This is a genomic window from Hyphomicrobium sp. (assembly GCF_041659645.1).
Lineage (GTDB): Bacteria > Pseudomonadota > Alphaproteobacteria > Rhizobiales > Hyphomicrobiaceae > Hyphomicrobium_B.
In genome coordinates, this window is sequence record NZ_JBAZXX010000001.1 from 854,464 (window position 1) to 874,107 (window position 19,644).

The window sequence follows — 19,644 nt, forward strand, 5'->3', positions numbered from 1 at the left end:
CAGCCGCCCAAGCCTGATCAATCAGAGAAAATCAGAGCGTCCGGCCGTTGTGACCGGCGAGGATCGGAAGTCCATTTTGCTGGATTTCCATCACGAACCGGACAGGGCGAGCCGAGACGTCGTTTGGGTCACGCGCAGTCACGAGCACCAAGTGGTTTGGCGCCGTCGAGGTGTCGATCTGCGTGATCTGGGGCGTAAAGTCGGAAACGGTCGCGACTTCGAGCGTCCGGTGGACGCCACCAAGATCGAGCGAGATCTGATCGCCGACCGAGATCGTCTTGTTGACCGGCGCGGTGCCGTCGCGCATCGACGAAAGCCAGAAATCCTCCGAGCCGGAAACCGGAGGGTTCGCCGACGCGAATTCCTTGGCGGAGGTACTTGTGCGATTGTTCAGCGCCGTTTGGAAGCTCGAGCGGAGAACCGACTCGCTACTTGCGAAGAATAACGCCCCGGCGGCGACAGCGATTGCTGCACCGGCCGTCAAGCCCAGCCAAAAAGGGCGCGTTACTTCCTGCTTCGTCATGCTTCCGTCTCCAGCATCCCTATCAGGTCAACAACCGGGGTAGGATATGGTGAGGTTGTCATCAGACGTACAAACCAGATTGCGGCAATACAATAGCGCGGCTCGCCAGATCGGCCAACAGCCCTATTTCACCAGTGGGTAACGCCGGGTCGGAGTCGCGTAGGCGCGCTTCAAATGGCGAAGCAAAGCCAAGTTTAGCGCGGTCATCATCGAAAATGCAACCCCAAGTAGGCTCCAGGCGGCCGTTGTGCTCGTTTGGCGATAGACGGCGTCGGCGGACGAACTGGCGGTCGCAATCTGAACGATCGGAAGCGGGCCGGGTTCGGCGACGGCCATGACCGCCGACTGAGTCGCGACGCGTTCGATGCCGGCGAAGGCGGCCGGAGTCGTGCCGGCTCTGGCATGATTGCAAATGACCGCTGAACTGATGAGGGTGAAGGCGACGCCGGCAATCGCCGCATCGAGCATCGGTCGCAACATGAGACGGCGGTATTTGGGCTTCGCGCGGGTTCTGGGTGCAGGTCCCCCGGATGTAACGCTGACTGGCATCGTCTCAATTCCTCCCGCTTAGCATCAACTTGGTAACGAGATCCCGTTAAGACAAAGTTGACCCTCGCTTCTTGGCAGCCGTTGGTTCGGAATGTGGCGAGGTCGGTCCAAAATTGTTCCAAAACAATTCGCCCCGCGTTTTGTGGCGCGCGCGCATCATCACGTCGGTGCTGCGGGACGATATGAGACCTGCAAAACCCCGACTTGCAGCATATTGGCATTGCGCTTAGGGTCCGCGCCGCTTATCTCGCCGGTGCGAAATAGAAAACCCCGTATCGATCATGGGCCGCTTGTATCATGGGCTTTATCGCCGACAGTCTGAACCGTATCCAACCTTCCGCAACCATCGCCGTCTCGACGAAAGCGCGTCAGCTTAAGGCGCAAGGCCGAGACATCGTCTCCCTGTCCGCAGGTGAGCCGGATTTTGATACGCCGCAGAACATCAAGGATGCTGCGAAGCGGGCTCTCGATGAGGGCAAGACGAAATACACCGACGTCGACGGCATCCCCGAGTTGAAGGCCGCCATCGTCGCGAAGTTCAAGCGCGACAATCGGCTGGATTATAAGCCGAGCCAGGTCTCGGTCGGCACCGGTGGCAAGCAGGTGCTCTATAATGCGCTGCTCGCGACGCTCAATCCCGGTGACGAGGTCGTCATTCCGGCGCCGTGCTGGGTTTCTTACGCCGACATCGTGCTGCTTGGCGGCGGCAAGCCCGTGTTTGCCGAGACGACGCTCGAAGACGGCTACAAGCTGACGGCGGAGGCGCTCGAAAAAGCCATCACACCGAAGACGAAGTGGTTCATCTTCAATTCGCCGTCGAACCCGACGGGGACCGCCTATTCCGCCGCCGATCTCAAGGTGCTGACGGACGTCCTCCTGCGGCATCCGCATGTCTGGGTGCTGACCGACGATATGTACGAGCATCTCCTTTATGATGACTTGGAGTTCGCGACGCCGGCGCAGGTCGAACCGAAGCTCTACGATCGAACGTTGACGATGAACGGCCTATCGAAGGCTTACTGCATGACGGGCTGGCGTCTCGGTTATGCGGCAGGTCCGGAAGTGTTGATCAACGCCATGCGCAAGCTGCAGTCGCAGTCGACGTCGAACCCGTCGTCGATCGTGCAGTGGGCGGGCGTCGAGGCTTTGAACGGTCCGCAAGACTTCATCGCGGTCAACAATAAGATCTTCGTCGACCGTCGCGATCTCGTCGTCAGTATGCTCAATCAGGCGAAGGGCATCCATTGCCCGAAACCGCAGGGCGCGTTCTACGTCTATCCCAGCATCCGGGCGACGATCGGCAAGACCAGCAAGGGTGGGGCCGTCATCAAGACGGACGAGGATTTCGTCACGGCGTTGCTAGAGGAAGAAGGCGTGGCCGTCGTTCATGGCGGCGCGTTTGAAGGTTCGCCGTCGTTCCGCGTTTCTTACGCGGCGTCGACAGAGTCGTTGAAGGACGCCTGCACGCGCATCCAGCGCTTCTGCGGAAATCTAACCTGAAAATAACAAAAGCGCGCGATCGAGGTCGCGCGCTTCAAAAACCGGCGGGAAACTTGGCCTGTTCGCTATCCGGCGCGTCAGGCGGGTGTGGCGCCGTGCGGCATGCAGCGGGCGGCGAACCAGCCCCAGGCATTGGAAATATGGCTCGCCATCGGTTTACCATCGACGGATGGTACGACCGGTCGCCAGATGGCAATAGCGGTGGCGGGCTGCGCCTTGAATTCGAAAACCGTCGGCTCGGCGCCGAAAGTTTCGGGGAGCTGTTCTTCGGCGGCCATGACATATCCGGCGGCGTTGGCCGCGGACATCAGTGTTTCGATACTCATAACCTTGCCTCACATATCTGAGCCGTTTCCCTCGGACTCATTCCGTTTTTCCTCGCCAGTACCCCTACGAACGCGCGAAACACCGGAAGAGTTCACAATGCGACAAGAATAAAGTTATTCAAGCTAATTTTGGCTTTCGAACCGCGTTCGACATACATGCGCCGCAAAGTAGGTTCGGCACCGCAGTATAAAATACTCCGCCGAAAGAAATTCTACCGCGTTGCAATAGATCAAAATCACGAAACTGTGCGGCAAAGGCCGTTGTGCCAGCCGGTCTTTGGAGCGAGCATTCCTGTGCCGTGCTCTTCCGAGGTGCGGGGTGCGGCCGGTTAAGGTCGCGCGCCTCGCAATCGGAGGCAATCATGACAAGTTCAGATGGCCCAAAGGGCGGAGACGGCACTCAAAGTAGCAGAGCAGGGGTCCGAAGTGCGCGGTGCGTTGCGCTTATCGGGCCCTTCGCAAGCGGTAAGACAACACTTCTCGAAGCCATGCTGGCGCGAACGGGCGCCATTTCGCGGGCCGGGTCGATAGCGGCCAAATCGACGGTCGGCGATGGCACAGCCGAAGCCCGTGACCACGTCATGAGCGTTCATTTGAACGTCGCGGAAGCGACGTTTCTCGACGATCAATATACGTTCATCGATTGCCCGGGCTCGGTCGAATTTGCGCACGAGGGCGCGCTGGCGCTTCCCGCTTGCGACATGGCCATCGTCGTGTGCGAGCCCGACCCCAAGCGCGTCTCGGCTTTGCAGGTGATCCTGAAGCAGCTCGACGACGCGGGCGTGCCGTATCTTTTGTTCCTCAACAAGATCGATGCGTCGTCGGTGCCGGTGCGCGACGTCATTCCGAGTTTGCAGCCCGCGAGCGCAAAGCCGCTGGTGCTGCGCCAGATCCCGATCTGGGAGAACGGCATTGCGACAGGCTTCGTCGATCTCGCCTCCGAGCGCGCGTATGTGTACCGCGAGCATGCCTCCAGCGTGATCATCGAACTTCCCTCTGCTATCGCTGCGCGCGAAAAGGAAGCGCGCTTTCAGATGCTCGAGAAGCTCGCCGATTACGACGACGAGCTGATGGAGCAGCTTCTCGTCGATATGCCGCCGCCCAACGATCGCGTCTTCGATGATCTGACCAAGGAATTGCGCGACGGTTTGATATGTCCGGTGTTAATCGGATCGGCGGAACACGGGCACGGCATTCTTCGGCTTCTGAAAGCCCTGCGCCACGAATGCCCCACAGTCGAAGATACCGCGAAGCGGCTGAAGCTCGATGGAGCGAAGTCCGCCGCCTACGTGTTCAAGAGCGTACACACAAAAGCGGGCGGCAAGCTGTCGTTTGCACGCGTGTTCGCCGGAGAAATTGCCGACGGCGCCACGGTGACGGGTGCCGGGGACCAAGACGAGCGCGTGGCGGGCATCTTTACCATTCGCGGTGAAGAAACGACGAAGCGCGGAGCGGCAAAGGCCGGCGATACGGTGGCGCTCGGACGGCTCGACGCCATCCGCTCCGGCGAGACGATTGCAGTCGGGAAAGCTGCGGTGGTGCAGGTCGCCGCCGCTAAGGCGCCGCAGCCCGCGCTCGCCATCGGTCTTGGCCTCAAGGACCGGAAAGACGAAGTGAAGCTATCGTCGGCGGTGATGAAGCTCACGGACGAAGATCCGTCGCTGACGCTCGAACACAACGCGGACATGCATCAAATTCTGCTGCACGGGCAGGGCGAGATGCACCTGCGCGTCGCGCTCGAACGGCTGATGCGGAAATACGGGATTGACGTGACGCGCGAGAAGCGGCGCGTCGGATATAAGGAGACGATACGTTCGGCGATCGACGTGCGCGCGCGTCATAAGAAGCAATCGGGCGGTCATGGCCAGTTCGGCGATGTGAAACTCGACATCAAGCCGCTGCCGCGCAGTAGCGGTATCGCATTCAACGAGAAGATCACCGGCGGCGTCATTCCGAGGAATTTCATTCCGTCGGTTGAGATTGGCGTTCGCGATTATCTCAGCGAAGGTCCGCTCGGGTTTCCTGTGGTCGATGTTGCCGTCACGCTGACGGACGGTTCGTACCATTCGGTCGATTCATCGGACATGGCGTTTCGTCAGGCCGGGCGTCTCGCGATGACGGAGGGTATGCCGAAGTGCAATCCGGTGCTGCTCGAACCGATCATGGCGGTATCCATCGCTGTGCCGTCGGATGCCAATGCGCGCATCAACAGCATCATCTCGCAACGTCGCGGGCAAATCCTGGGCTTCGACGCCCGTCAAGGCTGGCCTGGCTGGGACGTGATCGAGGCGCATATTCCGGAAGCGGAGATGGATAATCTGATTATCGACCTGCGCTCAGCGACGGCGGGCGTCGGCTCGTTTACGTTCAGGTTCGATCATCTCTCGGAAGTATCGGGGCGGCTTCGCGATCAGGTTCTTGCCGCGAGCAGGGCCGCGGCAGAGTAGCGAGGAAGTAGTATCGTCATCCCCGGTCTGCGTTCGCTTCGCTCATTTGGCCGAGGATGACGAAAAGAAATTCAGAAAACCTTAGCCAGCGTCGCCGCCGCCGCTCGCGACGCTCGGTGCAGCGCCCTTCGGAGCTGTTGCCTTTTGGTTTTGAACTGCCGCCTGCTTCACGGGCGACTTCGGGCCTTTGAAGTAGGCTTCCATGGATTCGAGAAACAGTGGCGAAAGGCCTTCGCCGCCGGTGTCGATATGGGCCTTCAGCGCGTTGCGCATCCGTGGTTCCCAGAAACTGTGGATGTGCATGGCGATGCCGTCGAGCGCTTCCTGCTTCGGGTAGGTCTCGAAATATGCGGCAATCTGATTGGCCATGCGGACGAGATCTGAGCTTTGCATCGTGAAACCGATTTTCTGTTTTGGCTGGATGGACGTTCAGCGATTGAAGACGACGGGACCGCCGGGGCCTAGGGCCGCGAGGAAGAGATTGGCGTTGGTTGCAAGTTCCAGCGCGAGCACAGTCGGGGCGGAGACGGTGACGAGCGCGCCGATGTCGGCCGTCACGGTCTTCTGGACAAGCTCGAAGCTGCAGCGGCTGGTCATCAGGACGAAGCCGTCAGCGCGGTCGACGCCGTTCGCGTAGAGGGCGCCGATCAACTTATCGAGGGCGTTGTGGCGGCCGACATCTTCGCGGACGAGAAGGATTTCGCCGTCCCTCGACACCCACGCCGCGCCGTGAACCGATCTGTTGAAGCGATTCATCGGCTGCTGGCCGGAAAGGCTTTGCGCGGCGCGGCGGATGGCTTCGGGCGAAGGCGCCCACGAGCGTTCAAGCCTTTGCAGCGGACGGACAGCGGAAGAGATATCTTCGACGCCGCAAAGGCCGCAGCCGGTCCGCGCTTCGATCGTGCGGCGCGACAGCCGCGTCGTGTCGATCGCTTCTTCCGGTACGGCGACATCGATGGCCATGCCACCGTCGACCGGCATTACGAGGACGCCTAGGATCTTGCCCGGGTCGGGAACGATGCCTTCGCCGACGAGGAAGCCCACGGCGAAATCCCGCAGGTCCGTCGGCGTCGACATCATCACCGTGTAGGGCACCGAGTTGATTTGCAGCGCCACGGGCGTTTCTTCGGGGAGCTGCCAGGTAATGGACTGCGTGCCCGACGCTGTCGTCTGCTCGCCGGTTGCGGGGCGCGAACACAGGTCCGCGCCGCCGGTTGGCTGAGATACGGCTTTGGGCACGACATTCATTGCAATCGAACTCCGGGAGCGGCTGGCAGAGTAGGATTACTCCGCCGGCTCCAGCTTCTTGTCCTTGGCGATGCGCTTGTTTTCGAACTCGCGCTCCTGCCATTCCTCCTGCCACTCCGAGGGGTGGTTGGAGACGTGAATTTGCACCGCCGTCACCTTGTACTCGGGGCAGTTGGTCGCCCAGTCCGAGTTTTCCGTTGTGATGACGTTGGCGCCGGTCACCGGGTGGTGGAAGGTGGTGTAGACGACGCCTTGCGGCATGCGGTCGGAAACCTTCGCCGTCAAGTTGGTGGCTCCGACGCGACTTGCAAGGGAGACCTTCATGCCGGTCTTGATGCCACGCACCTCAGCGTCGTGAGGATGGATCTCAAGGATGTCCTCAGGATGCCAGGCGACGTTATCGGTGCGCCGGGTTTGGGCGCCGACGTTGTAATGCGCAAGAATGCGGCCCGTCGTCAGGATCAGCGGGAAGTTACGGTTCGTGCGTTCAGCCGTGGGGATGAAGCCCGTCAGCATGAAGCGACCCTTACCGCGCGTGAACTCTTCGGTGTGCATGACGGGCGTGCCGAGCGGATGCTCGTCGTTGCACGGCCATTGGATCGAGCCGAGTTCATCGATACGGTCGAACGAGACGCCCTTGAAGGTCGGAGTGACGCGGGCGATTTCGTCCATGATCTCGGCGGCCGAATTGTAGTGCATCGGATGGCCCATCGCGGTCGCGATGCGTGAGATGACTTCCCACTCCGCCATGCCCTGCTTCTCGCGCATCACTTTGCGGACGCGGTTGATACGGCGTTCGGCGTTGGTGAAAGTGCCATCCTTTTCGAGGAAGGACGTGCCCGGCAGGAAAACGTGAGCGAATGCTGCCGTCTCATTCAGGAACAGATCCTGCACGATGACGATGTCCATCGATTCCAGCGCATGCTCGACGTGGTGCGTATTGGGATCGGATTGGGCGATGTCTTCGCCTTGAATGAAGAGGCCCATGAACGTACCGTCCGACGCCGCATCGAACATGTTGGGAATGCGGAGACCCGGATCGGGATCGAGCTTCGTGCCCCATTCCTTTTCGAACATGCTGCGGACTTCGGCGTTCGAGACGTGGCGATAACCTGGGAACTCGTGCGGGAACGAGCCCATGTCGCACGAACCTTGCACGTTGTTCTGGCCGCGCAGCGGGTTCACGCCAACGCCCTCCCGGCCGACATTGCCGGTCGCCATCGCGATGTTCGCCATCGCCATGACCATCGTCGAGCCTTGGCTGTGCTCAGTAACGCCGAGGCCATAGTAGATGGCGCCGTTGCCGCCGGTCGCGAAAAGACGCGCGGCCTCACGGACGAGTTGCGCGGGAACGCCGGTGGCGGTCTCCGTGGCTTCCGGAGAATTCTCGGGACGCTTGATGAACTCTTCCCAGCGGAAGAAGTCAGCGGGTTCGCAGCGGCGCTTGACGAACTTGCGGTCGATCAGGTTCTCGGTCGCGATGACGTGACCGATGGCGTTCATGATCGCGACGTTGGTCGAGGGCTGAAGCTGTAAGTGGTAAGCGGCTTCAACGTGCGGCGAACGGACGATATCGGTGCGGCGGGGATCGACCACGATCAGCTTGGCGCCTTCGCGAATGCGCTTCTTCATGCGCGAGCCGAAGACGGGATGGCCGTCCGTCGGGTTGGCGCCGACGACCATGATGACGTCGGTCTGGTCGATGCTCTTGAAATCTTGCGTGCCGGCGGATTCACCGAAGGTCTGTTTCAAGCCGTAACCGGTCGGCGAATGGCAGACGCGGGCGCAAGTGTCGATGTTGTTGGTTTGGAACGCGCCGCGAACCATGCGCTGCACGGCATAAACTTCTTCGTTCGTCGTGCGCGAAGATGTGATGCCGCCGATCGAATCCTTGCCGTACTTCTGCTGCGTCTCCTTAAGCCGCTTGGCGGCATAGTTGATCGCTTCGTCCCACGACACGACTTGCCACGCGTCCGTGATCTTCTCGCGGATCATCGGCGTCAGCACGCGGTCCTTGTGCGTCGCATAGCCGAACGCGAAACGACCTTTGACGCAGGAATGGCCTTCATTGGCGCCGCCGTCCTTGTAGGGCACCATACGCGCGACTTCTTCGCCGCGCATTTCGGCTTTGAATGAGCAGCCGACACCGCAATAGGCGCAGGTGGTGACGAGCGAGTGCTCGGGTTGGCCGATGTCGAGCACCGACTTTTCGATGAGCGTAGCGGTCGGGCAGGCCTGTACGCAGGCGCCGCAGGAGACGCATTCGGAAGCGAGAAACTCTTCGTCCATGCTAGCGGAAACGTGCGAAGCAAAGCCGCGACCGTCGATCGTCAGGGCGAAGGTGCCCTGCACTTCCTCACAGGCGCGAACGCAGCGCGAGCAGACGATGCACTTCGACGGGTCGAACTGGAAGTAGGGATTCGAGGTGTCCTTGGGCTTGAAGCGGTCGTTCTCGACATTGTCCTTGCCCTTGGCGAAGACGTGGTTCTCGCCGTCGTAGCCGTAGCGGACTTCACGTAGGCCGACAGCGCCCGCCATGTCCTGCAACTCGCAGTCGCCGTTGGCGCCGCAGGTGAGGCAATCGAGCGGGTGGTCGGAGATGTAAAGCTCCATCACGCCGCGACGGATGTTGGCTAGGCGTGCATTCTGCGTCGTGACCTTGATGCCGGGGGCGACGGGCGTCGTACATGACGCCGGAGTGCCCTTGCGGCCTTCGATCTCGCACAAGCAAAGACGGCACGATCCCCATGGGTCGAGGCTGTCGGTGGCGCAGAGCTTCGGGATCTGGACGCCGAGCTGCATTGCGGCGTTCATGATCGACGTGCCCTCGGCGACCGTGATCTCGCGGCCGTCGATTTCAAGCGTCACCGTCTTGGTGGCTTCGTGAAGTTCGGGTGTCGGTGTGCCGAAGTCGGTCTCTTTAATGAGGCTCATCGGCTTAACGTGATGGTTCATCGAGCGTCCTCTTTGAGGTCGGCTGATCCTGGAAATTTACTCTGCGGCGTCTGCTAGAAATTTATTCGGCGAAGGCTTGTGGAAGTCTTCGGGGAAGCCACGCAACGCGCTCATGACTGGGAAGGGTGTCAGCCCGCCCATCGCGCACAGCGAACCGTCGGCCATGGTCACGCACAAGTCTTGAAGAAGCGCCAAATTCTTGTCGCGCTGGACGTCGGCGATGATCCGATCGATCACCTCAACGCCGCGTGTCGAACCGATCCGGCACGGCGTACACTTGCCGCAACTTTCGATGGCGCAGAATTCCATCGCGAAACGGGCCTGCTTAGCCATATCGACAGTGTCGTCGAAAACGACAAGACCGCCATGGCCGACCATGGCGTCGACCTTGGCGAATTCTTCGTAATCCATCGGCACGTCGAACTTCGATTCCGGAATGTAAGCGCCGAGCGGGCCGCCGACCTGGACGGCGCGTACGGGACGTCCCGTTGCGGTGCCGCCGCCCCAATCCTCGATGAGCTGGCGCGTCGTCACGCCGAAGGCTTTCTCGACGAGACCGCCCTGCTTGATATTGCCTGCGATCTGGAACGCCAGCGTTCCGCGCGAACGGCCGACGCCGTAATCGCGATAAAACTCGCCGCCCTTGGCGATGATGATCGGTACGGCTGCGAAGCTCATCACATTGTTGATGATGGTCGGCTTGCCGAACAGACCTTCGATCGCCGGAATCGGCGGTTTATAGCGAACGATGCCGCGCTTGCCCTCGATGCTTTCGAGCATCGAAGTTTCTTCGCCGCAGATGTAAGCGCCGGCGCCCATACGGACGAAAAGATCGAAAGAATATTTGGTTCCTTGAATATTGTCGCCAAGCCAGTTGGCTTTGCGCGCGATTTCGATAGCCTCGCGCAGCACATGGACGGCATGGGGATATTCGGAGCGGACGTAAATGTAGCCCTTGGTGGCGTTGCCCGCGACGGCGGCGATGGTCATGCCCTCGATCAGGCAGAAGGGATCGCCTTCCATCAACATGCGGTCTGCAAAGGTTCCGCTGTCGCCTTCGTCGGCATTGCACGCGACGTATTTTTCGGCTCCGGCAAGATCGTGGACCGTTTTCCATTTGATGCCGGTGGGGAAGCCTGCGCCGCCACGGCCACGAAGGCCGGACGTCGTCACTTCGGTGACGATGTCGATCGGTTTCATGTGCAGGGCTTTGGAAAGCCCATCGAAGCCGCCGTGAGCGCGGTAATCTTCGATGGAGAGCGGATCGGTGATGCCGCAGCGCGCGAACGTCAGCCGTTCCTGGTTCTTGAAGTAGGGAATGTCTTCCGTGCGGCCATGGGCCAGCGCGTGTGATTTTCCTTCGAGGAAGCCCGCATCGAAAAGGCTTGCAACGTCGGAAGCTGCAACGGGACCGTAAGCGATGCGGCCCTTCGGCATTTCGACTTCGACAAGCGGCTCCAGATAGAGCATGCCGCGCGAACCATTGCGGACGATTTGAATGTCGAGATTGCGCGCCTTCGCTTCCTTGGCGATGGCGGCGGCGACTTCATCGGCGCCGACAGAAAGGGCGGCGGCATCTCTTGGGACGAAAATCCTGATCATTCCGCGGCCTCCTTTTCGAGTCCGCCCATGATCTCATCGAAGCGCTTGGGATCGACTTTGCCGTAAAGCTTTTCGCCGACCATGATCGCGGGAGAGAGGGCGCAGTTGCCGAGGCAGAAGACCTGCTCGATGGTGATCGCGCCGTCCGCCGTGGTGCCGCCGAGCTTGGTACGAAGCGATTGCTCTGCGTGCTGGCAAAGCGCGTCCGTGCCCATCGACTGGCAGGCCTCGGCGCGGCAAATCTTGACGACGTGCTTGCCGACGGGATGGCGCTTGAACTCGTGATAAAACGTCAACACGCCATAGACTTCGGCGCGCGAGCGGTTCAAGGCTCTGGCGATCACGGGCAGCGTCGCGTCGGGCACGTAGCCGAGCTGATGCTGCAACTCATGGAAGATTTCGAGCAGCTCATCCGGCTTGTTGCCGTGGCGGGCACATACCGCCAGAGCGGCAACCTCGGCGGCAGTGGGTGCCGGCAAGTGGTCCGCGGGTGAGCCGTTTGCTTTATTCCCGGCCTTCTTCGCCATATCTGGCGTTTCCTCGTTCGTTCTTGTTGGCGGTCGTTCATGACGCAGATGCGCACTTTGCCGCATGATTTTTAGTGGGTCATTCTGACCTTTCGTTCAAATCGATATCGTCGATCTTATCATAGACGCCGTCGATAATGCACCGCGATAACTACGACTAAACCTGCAGTTTTGTGAGGTTGAGCCGGTTAACCTTAGGCCAAGTCTCAAGAAATGCCCTTCGCCGAGAAGCTGGCGGCAGCCTCTCGAAACGCGCGAACGAGCGGCGCAACCGGATCACGATCCGGTGTGATCATGCCGACGCTATGGGCAACTTCGGGCTCGATCAGGGGTACGGCCCTGATGCCGGGGTCATCGCCGAGCAGATTCAAGAGATAATGGGGCATCACGCTCGCCAGCCCCATGAGCCGGACGTTGGAATAGAGGTTGATGACCGAATTGGTTTCAAGCGCGGGCTGGGGATGGCGGCCAGCGGCTTCGAAGGCGTGGTCGATGATGCGGCGGTTCTGCATGTTCGCCGTCAGCAGGCCCAGGGGTAATTCGGCTGCTTCGCGCCAGGTGACTGTGTCCTGTCCGGCGAGCGGGTGGCCCGCTGGAATGAAGAGGCAATAGCGCTCAACGTAGAGCGGTGTCGCGATTAGGCCGTTGATCGGCTCGTTATCGAGGTAGCTGATGCCGGCGTCGATCGAATATTCTTCGAGCCCGCGCAGGATCTCCTCCGAGCTCATCGACATGACCGTGAAGTTGATCTTCGGATGCAGGCGCTGAACGTCCCGCGTCAGGTAGGGCAGAATGGGGAGCGCCGACGGGATGGCGCCTAAAGCGAGCCGTCCGGTCAGGCCGAAATCGCTGATCGCGAACTGGGCCAGCTCCTGATGCATCGAGGCCCAGTTGTTGAGGATGAGCTGCGCCCATTTGAGGACGCGCTCGCCTTCTTGCGTCAGGCCCTGGTAGCGCTGCCCGCGCTCGACGATCGGCGCGCCGAGTTCAAGCTCAAGCTGGCGGATGCGGCCCGAGAGCGTCGGCTGGGTGACGTTGCACGCCTGCGCCGCGCGCGTGAAATGCTTTTCGCGCGCAAGTGCAACGAGATACTGAAGTTGACGGATGTCCATCCCTGCCACTCTCGTTTGAGAGAGCGGCGGTTATCGACGTTTCAACGTGTAAAGGCAATCAAGCGGCCACTCGATGCTGCGCTTGATCTTAAGAAGGCTATCTCAGCCGTCGAGCCCGAAGGCGTCGAAGACATGGCCCGAGAGCGAACGGCCCCGGCGGGAGGCCAAGTGCAGCGCGAGAGACGCGACGTCGGGCTCGCTAGCGAGGCAGGCGCCGGAGCTGCCGTCGAAGAAGGCGCGCGGGCCGACGCCGTTGATTCGAATGCCTTTCTCTGCCCAATCCTGGGCTTCGTGAGCGATCATTGCGGCGAGTGCCGTCCGGACGACGCCAGCCACGGCCGACGAGCGGGCGTCGCGGGGGGCGGGCATGTTTACGACATTGAGAATCAGACCTTCGCTCATGACCACGCACATGCGGTTGGCGATGACGCGCGTGAGCTGTGCGAGGGGCGCAAGCTTGGTTTCGATGAGCGCTTCGAGGTCGAGGTCGTCGCGGATCGCGTCGATTTCAGCCGCGGAGATCGACATCATGTTGATCGCGGCGTCGAGGCCGCCAAAGGCCTGCGCCGAGGTCTGTGCGAACCGCGCGGCTGCGTTGGCGGAAGAAATATCGAGGGTATGGAGGCGGATCTCGCTGGCGCTCTGAGACAGGAAAGCGACAAGCTCGACGAGTTCGGGGGATAGTTCAGTCGTATGAACAACGAGGCGGACGTTAAGATCGGCGAAAGTCCGGGCGACATCGACGCCCGCATGCCCAGTCAAGCCCGTGATTAGGATTCGCGCCCGCGAAAGCTCACTCGAGACTTCTTCTTCGACGCTGGTACCAACTCGATCCATGTACATGGCGCTCTTCCCCTCCTGACAATACGCTGAACCGGCGAACGCGAGAGGCGCCGTCGGTCGCACGATAGCACGCCGATTCGCCTAACGAGACCTAAACAGCCAGCCGATTCGGGTTTGGGGGAGACGGGTCAAGGGCGCTTTTGCGGCTATGCACCGCGCTCGGGGTTATAATGCTGTGACCCCCGTGCCCCGGCTGGGCTTCGATCTGCTGCAATCGTGACCGGTCGGTGCAAAAGCTGGTGATAGTCAGCTGGCGAAGCGTTGCTTATCTTTTGATGCGTCTGCGAATGTTGAACCAGACGAATCGGCTAGGCGTTTGGAATACGATGACAAAACAGGACAATTCAAAGCCGCAGGCCAATCCCGCCCAAAGCGCTGCTGCGCCATCGGCGGCTCTTGGACCTACTCCGGCAAGCGGTCCCGCCGTTCCTGCAGCCGTTCAGGATCCGGAGACGCCGCGCGAAGGCAAATCGAGCGATTGGTTCGTCATCGCTTCCATAGCGATCGTCTCCGTCGCGATTTCCGTCATGTCCTTTTCGCAGCTCAAGCTGTCGCTCGCCATTTCGGGGGTGGCGGGTGTTACGGCGCTTGCGCTCTTGATGCTCATTCACAAGCAAATGCAGAAATCGGCGCAGATCGCGCAGCTTAAAGCCGAGCTTGCGCAAAGCCGCCAAAGGCCGAAAGCACCGGCACCGGCTCAAGCACAGGCTCGCGCTGCTCCAGCAACTGCATCGTCTCCGGTCTCCACGGAAGAGCGCATCCGCGAACTGAGCCGCGACATTGGAAATCTCGTGCCGCGTTCGGACGCGGGTGGGGTCAGCGATCAGACTTCCATGCATCCGGCGTCGCCGCCATCGATCGCGGCGCTGGCGGCAGGTGACCGCGGGCAGCGGAGACCGTTGCGCGCTCCCGTGCAGCCAAACGCTGAAATTCCGGTCAAACCCGCAACGGAAACAAACGCAGCGTCGCCGGTTGCATCGCTTCCGGCTGGCGACGCCCCCACGGCCGGGCCGCAGCCTCCGCAGGGCGAGCCGAGCCGCGAGCAGTGGTCATTCCGGCCGCGGACCGGCAATCAAGCATCCGCGCCGGATGCATCGGCGGCGACAAACGTCATAAATGTCGGCGGCCAGGCGCATAGCGCACCGAAAGTGATGACCGTCGAGGGTGACCTCGAATTGGTTCAGCGAAAGATCAAGGAACTCGCCGACGAGGTGAACGCGGCGGAAGCGCTGCGTCCCAAGCAGCTGCGCGTCAGTCCGCGTCCGAAGGAGCCGACGAATGCGCTTGAGGATTCCATCGGCGCGTTGAGGGCTGCGGCGAAAAACATGCGGGGCCGGCCGACGCTCGGCGATTTCATTCCGAAGTTCGAAGCGCAGGCTTTTGCTCCGCAACCGGCTTCGGTGGCTGTGCCTGCGGCCACGCCCGTTCCCGCGCAGTCGAACGAAGGTTTCGGAGAACTCGTTATTCCGGCGACCGCCGAGAGGATCGCGGGTTCGGATCTTGCTGCTCCGACGCCAAGTTTTGGCGACCGTGATGTTGCGCCGCCGAGCCTGGAACTGCCGCTTCCCAATTTCGCCGCGCCGACGCGACCGGTATTGTCTCCGCGTTCGGCCGCAATCGCCCGGGCCGTGGAAGACGATTCCGTGGAACTTCTGCTCGGGCCGATCGTGACGCTCGCGGAGCATTCCGTCAGTCATTACGAGATGGTGGCGGGCCTACGTTCGGAAGCGGGAGAGTCACTCGACTTCAACGAGGACGATTTCGCCCAGATCGGCGACGACCTCGATGCGCACTTCGATGTCGCGCGCCTCAATCGAGCCGCGGCGTTGGCTGCCCGCATGGATGCGCGTGAGCGAGAAGGTTCTCTGCTTGCGGAATTTCTCGGTTCGTCGATGACGAGCAGGGCGTTCCTCGAAGCCTTCGCAAGCGCCTACGAGTCGCGGCAGAGGATTGCACAACAGCTCGTGCTGACGTTCTCGCAGCGGGCAGTCGACGAGTTCTCGCCTTCGGCATGGCAAGCCGTTCGCGACATGCACGCGTTCGGATTCCGCTTGGCGCTCGACAAGGTTCGCCACATGGGAACCGACTTCACGGCGCTGCAGCGGTCCGGATTCCGGTTCGTGCGGTTCGACGCGCAGATTCTGCTTGAGGGTCTGGCGACGCCGGAGCGGTTCGTACCGGCGGATGAAATCCTTCAGCGGTCGACGCTGGCGGGACTTTCGATCATCGCCGGCGGCATCCAGGATGCGGCTGCGCAGAAGCGTCTTCTCGACTCCGGTATTCTGCTGGGGCAAGGGCCGTTGTTCGGAGCCCCCAGGCAGGTCAACGTCGATGGCGGCGCTGGACCAACGGAGCAATCATCGGGGTCTGCGGCGGCGGCCTGATCGCCGCCACGGCCGACCCTTGCACTGTGACGACGGCGCCGGATGACAGTCCGGCGCTTGCTCGTTTATAGGGCCGCTGATCGAGACCGCATGGAGCGGCCGAGCGCGCAGGGTCCGCCATGACTGCCATTCCCGTCCTCACGTCGATCTCTCCCCTCGCAGGGTCGTCCGATCTCTGGTTCGTTGACATCTGGGGCGTCATTCACAACGGCGTGCGGCCGTTCGCGTCGTCGGTGGCGGCCTGCGAGGCCTTTCGAAAGCAGGGCGGGACGGCGCTGCTCGTGACGAACTCGCCGCGTCCGCGCGAAAGCGTCGGCCGGCAACTCGACGGCATTGGCGTGTCTCGCGATGCCTATGACGGGATCGTCAGTTCGGGCGAAGTGTCGCGCAGCCTGATAGAAGCGTGGGCAGGGCGGCCCATTCTGCATATCGGACCATCGCGCGATCTACCGATATTCGAAGGGTTGCAGGCCAAGCCTGGTGCGACGGCGGAGGATGCCGATGTCGCCGTATGCACCGGCCTCTATGACGACGAGACTGAGACGCCCGATAATTATTCGTCGCTGATCGCCAAACTCAAGGTGCGCGACATTCCGATGATCTGCGCCAATCCGGATTTGAAGGTCGAGCGCGGCGGCCGCATCATCTATTGCGCGGGCGCAATCGCAGCGGCTTATGCCGCGCTGGGCGGGACCGTCAGCTATGCCGGCAAACCCTATTTGCCGATTTACGAGTTGGCGCTCAAGACAGGAGCCGGATTGCGCGAAGCGCCGATCAGCAAAGAGCGCGTGTTGGCGATCGGCGACGGCGTTGCGACCGATATCGCAGGAGCGGCGGGCTTCGGCATCCGCTCGGTCTTCATTGCGAGCGGTGTTTACGTGCAGGCCGGAGAAGCCATCGGCCATGCCGCTAGCCGGCTATTCGAGAGCGACAGCGCCGTGAAGCCAGTCGCGGTGATGAAGGACTTTGTTTGGTAAGCCGAATTAGGCTCACGCGACGATCAAAACGATCTTGCCGATGTGGGCGCTGCTTTCCATTCGCGTGTGGGCGTCGGCGGCGCGTGCCATAGGGTAGGTTCCGTCGAGCGGGATCTTGATCTTTCCTGATACGATGAGCGGCACGACTTTCTCGGCGATGGCGCGTGCGATCTCGCCCTTCACTTCCGGCGAGCGAATGCGCAGCGTCGATCCCGTCAGCGTTAGGCGTTTCAGCATGACGCGCATGAAGTCGACGGTAGCTTTCGAGCCGTTCTGAAACGCGATGTTGACGAGGCGGCCGTCGTCGGAGAGGGAACGAATGTTCTTCTCGATGTAGTCGCCGCCGACCACGTCGAGAATGACGTTCACGCCTTTGCCTGCCGTTTCGCTCTTGATCACTTCGGCGAAGTCATGCGTGCGGTAGTTGATTGCGATGTTGGCGCCGAGCGCCCGCGCGGCCTCGCACTTTTCCTCCGATCCGACCGTCGTGAAGACGGTTGCGCCGAAGGCTTTCGCAAGTTGGATCGCTGTCACGCCGATGCCGCCCGTGCCGCCGTGGACGAGAAATTTTTCGCCCGATTTGAGATGCCCGCGCTCGAAGACGTTATGCCAGACGGTGAAGAACGTTTCGGGAATTGCTGCGGCTTCGACGAACGAGATCGCATCCGGCTTCGCGATGCAGGAAAGTTCCGATACTGCAACGTATTCGGCATAGCCGCCACCGGGCACCAAAGCCATTACGGGATCGCCGAGTGCAAAGCGCGTCGCGCCGTCGCCCAATGCCGCGACGGTTCCGGAGACTTCGAGGCCGGGGAGTTCGGAATGGCCTTTGGGGGCTGGGTAATTTCCTTGCCGCTGCAGTATATCCGGCCGATTGACGCCGGCAGCGACGACCTTGATGAGCACTTCGCCGGCTTTTACCACGGGTATCGGCATGTCTGTCGGCGTCAGGACTTCAGGTCCGCCTGCGCCGTTGATCGCTATGGCTTTCATCGATGTGGGGAGGCTCATCACGTTCGCTTTCTTGGCTCGTCGATGGTTGAGAGGAATGCACCGTGGTGGAGATCGGGGCAAGACGTGGCGTCAGCGGCACGACCGCTCATCCGATCTCGACCGTTCGCGGCATCTTCAATAGAGTGGGCGAATAAGAGCTGGAGGACACGCTATGGACCTCGACGATCTCCTGCCGCAAAAAAAGCCGAGTGGCGTGGCAATCGGGGACAGCCTTGATACGCTGTCTGTCTCGGAGCTTGAAAGCCGCATCACGGATCTCGAAACAGAGATTGTTCGGGTGCGTACCGAGGTCGATAGGAAGAAGCGTCACGAAGAGGCTGCGCGCGCGCTTTTCAAATCATGAAGCAGATCCAAAGGATCTATTTGAAATGCGCTGTATGCCGTTCGATTTTGGGATGGCGCGAATTTGTCCTGGCGTTCCGAATCCTAACAACGACATGCGCAGCTCATCATTCCACTTAACTGAACTTTAAGCATATTAGAGCACTTTCGCCGTCAATCCAGGCCATCTGGATTTGAAGCGGCGCCTCTGCCGCTTCCTCTGACGCCTCCCTGTTGACTTTCGAGCCGCTCCTTCAGGGCGGCTCTTTTTTTGCATTGTCCACAGCACGATCGAAGTACGATCGAAGGTGCCCCGTTTTGGGCGATGTTGTTAACTATGGTGCTCTAGTGTTGGATCGTGGTAGCAGTTGCGCACGGGTAAGCGTTTGTATCGTTGAGGGTCATGAGTAACGTATATCGCGTGGATGGCGTGCCGACTGGCAGCGCCACGACGGTCTCGTTCGGAGAGCGGTTTCAGGCCTCCGAACAGTTTGACCACATTTTCAAAGAAGGCATGGCGCTCGTCGAGCGCACAGCAAGCTACCTTGACGGCCCGGGCCGCAAGGAAGCGAAGGCGCTCGCTGGCGGGGTCGGCGTCCTCTATGCAACCGAGAGCATGCGGCTGACGACACGGTTGCTCGATCTTGCGTCGTGGCTTCTGATCCGCCGCGCGTTGCGCGAAGGCGAGATCACCGAGGACGAAGCGCAAAAGAAGCGCCGTCGCGTGAAGCTGCAGGCGTTCGGCCGGCCGTCTCACGTCAAGGGATATTCGGAATTGCCGCAGGGCTTGCAGCACCTCATCGAGGAAAGCTTTGCTCTGCACGATCGCATCTCGCAGCTCGATCGCGTCCTGACGAGACCGTCGGCGGCGGAAATGCCTGAGGCCGCACTGAACCCCGTTGCGCATCAGGTCGGATTGCTGCAGCGCGCGTTCGCCGCCAAGGTCAGCTGAACCTCACAGAGCTTCGGAAATTGAAAAGGCCCGTTCTTTCGAACGGGCCTTTTTGTTTCTGCCGATGATGTTGCTGACGCCATTCGGCGATCAGTACATGCCTTCGAACTTCTTCTTGAAGCGCGACAGGCGGCCGCCACGGTCCATCAACTTCGCGTCGCCGCCGGTCCAGGCCGGGTGCGTATTCGGGTCGATGTCGAGGGTGAGCTTGTCGCCCTCCTTGCCGTAGGTCGAATACGTCGTAAATTCGGATCCATCCGTCATCACCACAGTGATCTGGTGGTAATCGGGGTGAAGGTCAGCGTCTTTCTTCATGGCCTTTAGTCCGTTCGGTAATACGATTTTTCACGGCGAAACTCCGGAG

The 19,644-nt window shown here is 60.9% G+C and carries 18 protein-coding genes; 6 read left to right on the top strand and 12 right to left on the bottom strand.

Going from position 1 to position 19,644, the window contains the following annotated elements; genetic code table 11:
• Positions 1–31 precede the first annotated feature (31 nt).
• On the bottom strand, positions 32–523 hold the full coding sequence (locus WC811_RS03980; protein ID WP_372641205.1) for a hypothetical protein: 492 nt from the start codon (positions 521–523) through the stop codon (positions 32–34).
• A 123-nt stretch (positions 524–646) separates the two neighbouring features.
• Positions 647–1,072, bottom strand: a complete 426-nt coding sequence (locus WC811_RS03985) for a hypothetical protein (RefSeq protein ID WP_372641207.1) — start codon at positions 1,070–1,072, stop codon at positions 647–649.
• 297 nt (positions 1,073–1,369) lie between these two features.
• Here WC811_RS03985 and WC811_RS03990 point away from each other — a divergent pair, with 297 nt between their 5' ends.
• Positions 1,370–2,572 (top strand): pyridoxal phosphate-dependent aminotransferase, encoded by a 1,203-nt coding sequence (locus WC811_RS03990; protein ID WP_372641209.1) that lies wholly within the window; start codon positions 1,370–1,372, stop codon positions 2,570–2,572.
• 77 nt (positions 2,573–2,649) lie between these two features.
• Here the strand turns inward: WC811_RS03990 and WC811_RS03995 are convergent, their stop codons facing one another.
• Positions 2,650–2,898: a hypothetical protein gene (locus tag WC811_RS03995; RefSeq protein WP_372641211.1), complete on the bottom strand. Its 249-nt coding sequence runs from the start codon at positions 2,896–2,898 to the stop codon at positions 2,650–2,652.
• Between the two features lie 362 nt (positions 2,899–3,260).
• Between WC811_RS03995 and WC811_RS04000 the strand changes: the two genes are divergently transcribed.
• Positions 3,261–5,345: an elongation factor G gene (locus WC811_RS04000; protein ID WP_372641213.1), complete on the top strand. Its 2,085-nt coding sequence runs from the start codon at positions 3,261–3,263 to the stop codon at positions 5,343–5,345.
• An 81-nt stretch (positions 5,346–5,426) separates the two neighbouring features.
• Here WC811_RS04000 and WC811_RS04005 read toward each other — a convergent pair whose 3' ends face one another.
• The 7 genes from WC811_RS04005 to WC811_RS04035 form a co-directional block, all read right to left on the bottom strand.
• Positions 5,427–5,738: a formate dehydrogenase subunit delta gene (locus WC811_RS04005; RefSeq protein ID WP_372641215.1), complete on the bottom strand. Its 312-nt coding sequence runs from the start codon at positions 5,736–5,738 to the stop codon at positions 5,427–5,429.
• A gap of 36 nt (positions 5,739–5,774) precedes the next feature.
• Positions 5,775–6,593 carry a formate dehydrogenase accessory sulfurtransferase FdhD gene (gene fdhD / locus WC811_RS04010; protein WP_372641217.1) on the bottom strand — a complete coding sequence of 273 codons (819 nt, stop codon included), beginning with the start codon at positions 6,591–6,593 and terminating at the stop codon, positions 5,775–5,777.
• A 36-nt stretch (positions 6,594–6,629) separates the two neighbouring features.
• Entirely contained in the window at positions 6,630–9,527 is a 2,898-nt protein-coding gene (gene fdhF, locus WC811_RS04015) for a formate dehydrogenase subunit alpha (protein ID WP_372641754.1), read from the bottom strand.
• Between the two features lie 57 nt (positions 9,528–9,584).
• Positions 9,585–11,150, bottom strand: a complete 1,566-nt coding sequence (locus WC811_RS04020; protein WP_372641219.1) for a formate dehydrogenase beta subunit — start codon at positions 11,148–11,150, stop codon at positions 9,585–9,587.
• Positions 11,147–11,677 carry an NAD(P)H-dependent oxidoreductase subunit E gene (locus WC811_RS04025; RefSeq protein ID WP_372641221.1) on the bottom strand — a complete coding sequence of 177 codons (531 nt, stop codon included), beginning with the start codon at positions 11,675–11,677 and terminating at the stop codon, positions 11,147–11,149. Before WC811_RS04025 ends, WC811_RS04020 begins: the two co-directional genes overlap by 4 nt.
• Before the next feature lie 206 nt (positions 11,678–11,883).
• Positions 11,884–12,789, bottom strand: a complete 906-nt coding sequence (locus WC811_RS04030; protein ID WP_372641223.1) for a LysR family transcriptional regulator — start codon at positions 12,787–12,789, stop codon at positions 11,884–11,886.
• 102 nt (positions 12,790–12,891) lie between these two features.
• Entirely contained in the window at positions 12,892–13,632 is a 741-nt protein-coding gene (locus WC811_RS04035) for an SDR family NAD(P)-dependent oxidoreductase (protein ID WP_372641225.1), read from the bottom strand.
• Positions 13,633–13,958: 326 nt separating this feature from the next.
• Between WC811_RS04035 and WC811_RS04040 the strand changes: the two genes are divergently transcribed.
• Both WC811_RS04040 and WC811_RS04045 read left to right on the top strand, forming a co-directional pair.
• Positions 13,959–16,016, top strand: a complete 2,058-nt coding sequence (locus tag WC811_RS04040) for an EAL domain-containing protein (RefSeq protein WP_372641227.1) — start codon at positions 13,959–13,961, stop codon at positions 16,014–16,016.
• A gap of 119 nt (positions 16,017–16,135) precedes the next feature.
• Positions 16,136–16,993: a TIGR01459 family HAD-type hydrolase gene (locus WC811_RS04045; protein WP_372641229.1), complete on the top strand. Its 858-nt coding sequence runs from the start codon at positions 16,136–16,138 to the stop codon at positions 16,991–16,993.
• Positions 16,994–17,005: 12 nt separating this feature from the next.
• On the opposite strand, the gene WC811_RS04050 is transcribed toward WC811_RS04045, so the two are convergent.
• Positions 17,006–18,004 carry an NAD(P)H-quinone oxidoreductase gene (locus tag WC811_RS04050; RefSeq protein ID WP_372641231.1) on the bottom strand — a complete coding sequence of 333 codons (999 nt, stop codon included), beginning with the start codon at positions 18,002–18,004 and terminating at the stop codon, positions 17,006–17,008.
• A 154-nt stretch (positions 18,005–18,158) separates the two neighbouring features.
• On the opposite strand from WC811_RS04050, the gene WC811_RS04055 reads away from it, so the two are divergent.
• Entirely contained in the window at positions 18,159–18,350 is a 192-nt protein-coding gene (locus tag WC811_RS04055) for a DUF1192 domain-containing protein (protein WP_372641233.1), read from the top strand.
• Between the two features lie 381 nt (positions 18,351–18,731).
• Positions 18,732–19,280, top strand: a complete 549-nt coding sequence (locus WC811_RS04060) for a DUF1465 family protein (protein ID WP_372641235.1) — start codon at positions 18,732–18,734, stop codon at positions 19,278–19,280.
• Between the two features lie 90 nt (positions 19,281–19,370).
• Here the strand turns inward: WC811_RS04060 and rpmE are convergent, their stop codons facing one another.
• Complete coding sequence (rpmE, locus tag WC811_RS04065) at positions 19,371–19,595, bottom strand: 50S ribosomal protein L31 (RefSeq protein WP_372641236.1); 225 nt, start codon at positions 19,593–19,595, stop codon at positions 19,371–19,373.
• Between the last annotated feature and the right edge of the window lie 49 nt (positions 19,596–19,644).

Bases quoted from the DNA above. Each gene is read 5' to 3' on its own strand.
- WC811_RS04020 (WP_372641219.1), bottom strand. From the start codon at position 11,150: ATGATCAGGATTTTCGTCCCAAGAGATGCCGCCGCCCTTTCTGTCGGC.
- WC811_RS04030 (WP_372641223.1), bottom strand. From the start codon at position 12,789: ATGGACATCCGTCAACTTCAGTATCTCGTTGCACTTGCGCGCGAAAAG.
- fdhD (WP_372641217.1), bottom strand. From the start codon at position 6,593: ATGAATGTCGTGCCCAAAGCCGTATCTCAGCCAACCGGCGGCGCGGAC.
- WC811_RS04040 (WP_372641227.1), top strand. From the start codon at position 13,959: ATGACAAAACAGGACAATTCAAAGCCGCAGGCCAATCCCGCCCAAAGC.
- rpmE (WP_372641236.1), bottom strand. From the start codon at position 19,595: ATGAAGAAAGACGCTGACCTTCACCCCGATTACCACCAGATCACTGTG.
- WC811_RS03990 (WP_372641209.1), top strand. From the start codon at position 1,370: ATGGGCTTTATCGCCGACAGTCTGAACCGTATCCAACCTTCCGCAACC.
- WC811_RS03980 (WP_372641205.1), bottom strand. From the start codon at position 523: ATGACGAAGCAGGAAGTAACGCGCCCTTTTTGGCTGGGCTTGACGGCC.
- WC811_RS04060 (WP_372641235.1), top strand. From the start codon at position 18,732: ATGAGTAACGTATATCGCGTGGATGGCGTGCCGACTGGCAGCGCCACG.
- WC811_RS03995 (WP_372641211.1), bottom strand. From the start codon at position 2,898: ATGAGTATCGAAACACTGATGTCCGCGGCCAACGCCGCCGGATATGTC.
- WC811_RS04025 (WP_372641221.1), bottom strand. From the start codon at position 11,677: ATGGCGAAGAAGGCCGGGAATAAAGCAAACGGCTCACCCGCGGACCAC.
- WC811_RS04050 (WP_372641231.1), bottom strand. From the start codon at position 18,004: ATGAGCCTCCCCACATCGATGAAAGCCATAGCGATCAACGGCGCAGGC.
- WC811_RS03985 (WP_372641207.1), bottom strand. From the start codon at position 1,072: ATGCCAGTCAGCGTTACATCCGGGGGACCTGCACCCAGAACCCGCGCG.
- WC811_RS04045 (WP_372641229.1), top strand. From the start codon at position 16,136: ATGACTGCCATTCCCGTCCTCACGTCGATCTCTCCCCTCGCAGGGTCG.
- WC811_RS04055 (WP_372641233.1), top strand. From the start codon at position 18,159: ATGGACCTCGACGATCTCCTGCCGCAAAAAAAGCCGAGTGGCGTGGCA.
- WC811_RS04035 (WP_372641225.1), bottom strand. From the start codon at position 13,632: ATGTACATGGATCGAGTTGGTACCAGCGTCGAAGAAGAAGTCTCGAGT.
- WC811_RS04000 (WP_372641213.1), top strand. From the start codon at position 3,261: ATGACAAGTTCAGATGGCCCAAAGGGCGGAGACGGCACTCAAAGTAGC.
- WC811_RS04005 (WP_372641215.1), bottom strand. From the start codon at position 5,738: ATGCAAAGCTCAGATCTCGTCCGCATGGCCAATCAGATTGCCGCATAT.
- fdhF (WP_372641754.1), bottom strand. From the start codon at position 9,527: ATGAGCCTCATTAAAGAGACCGACTTCGGCACACCGACACCCGAACTT.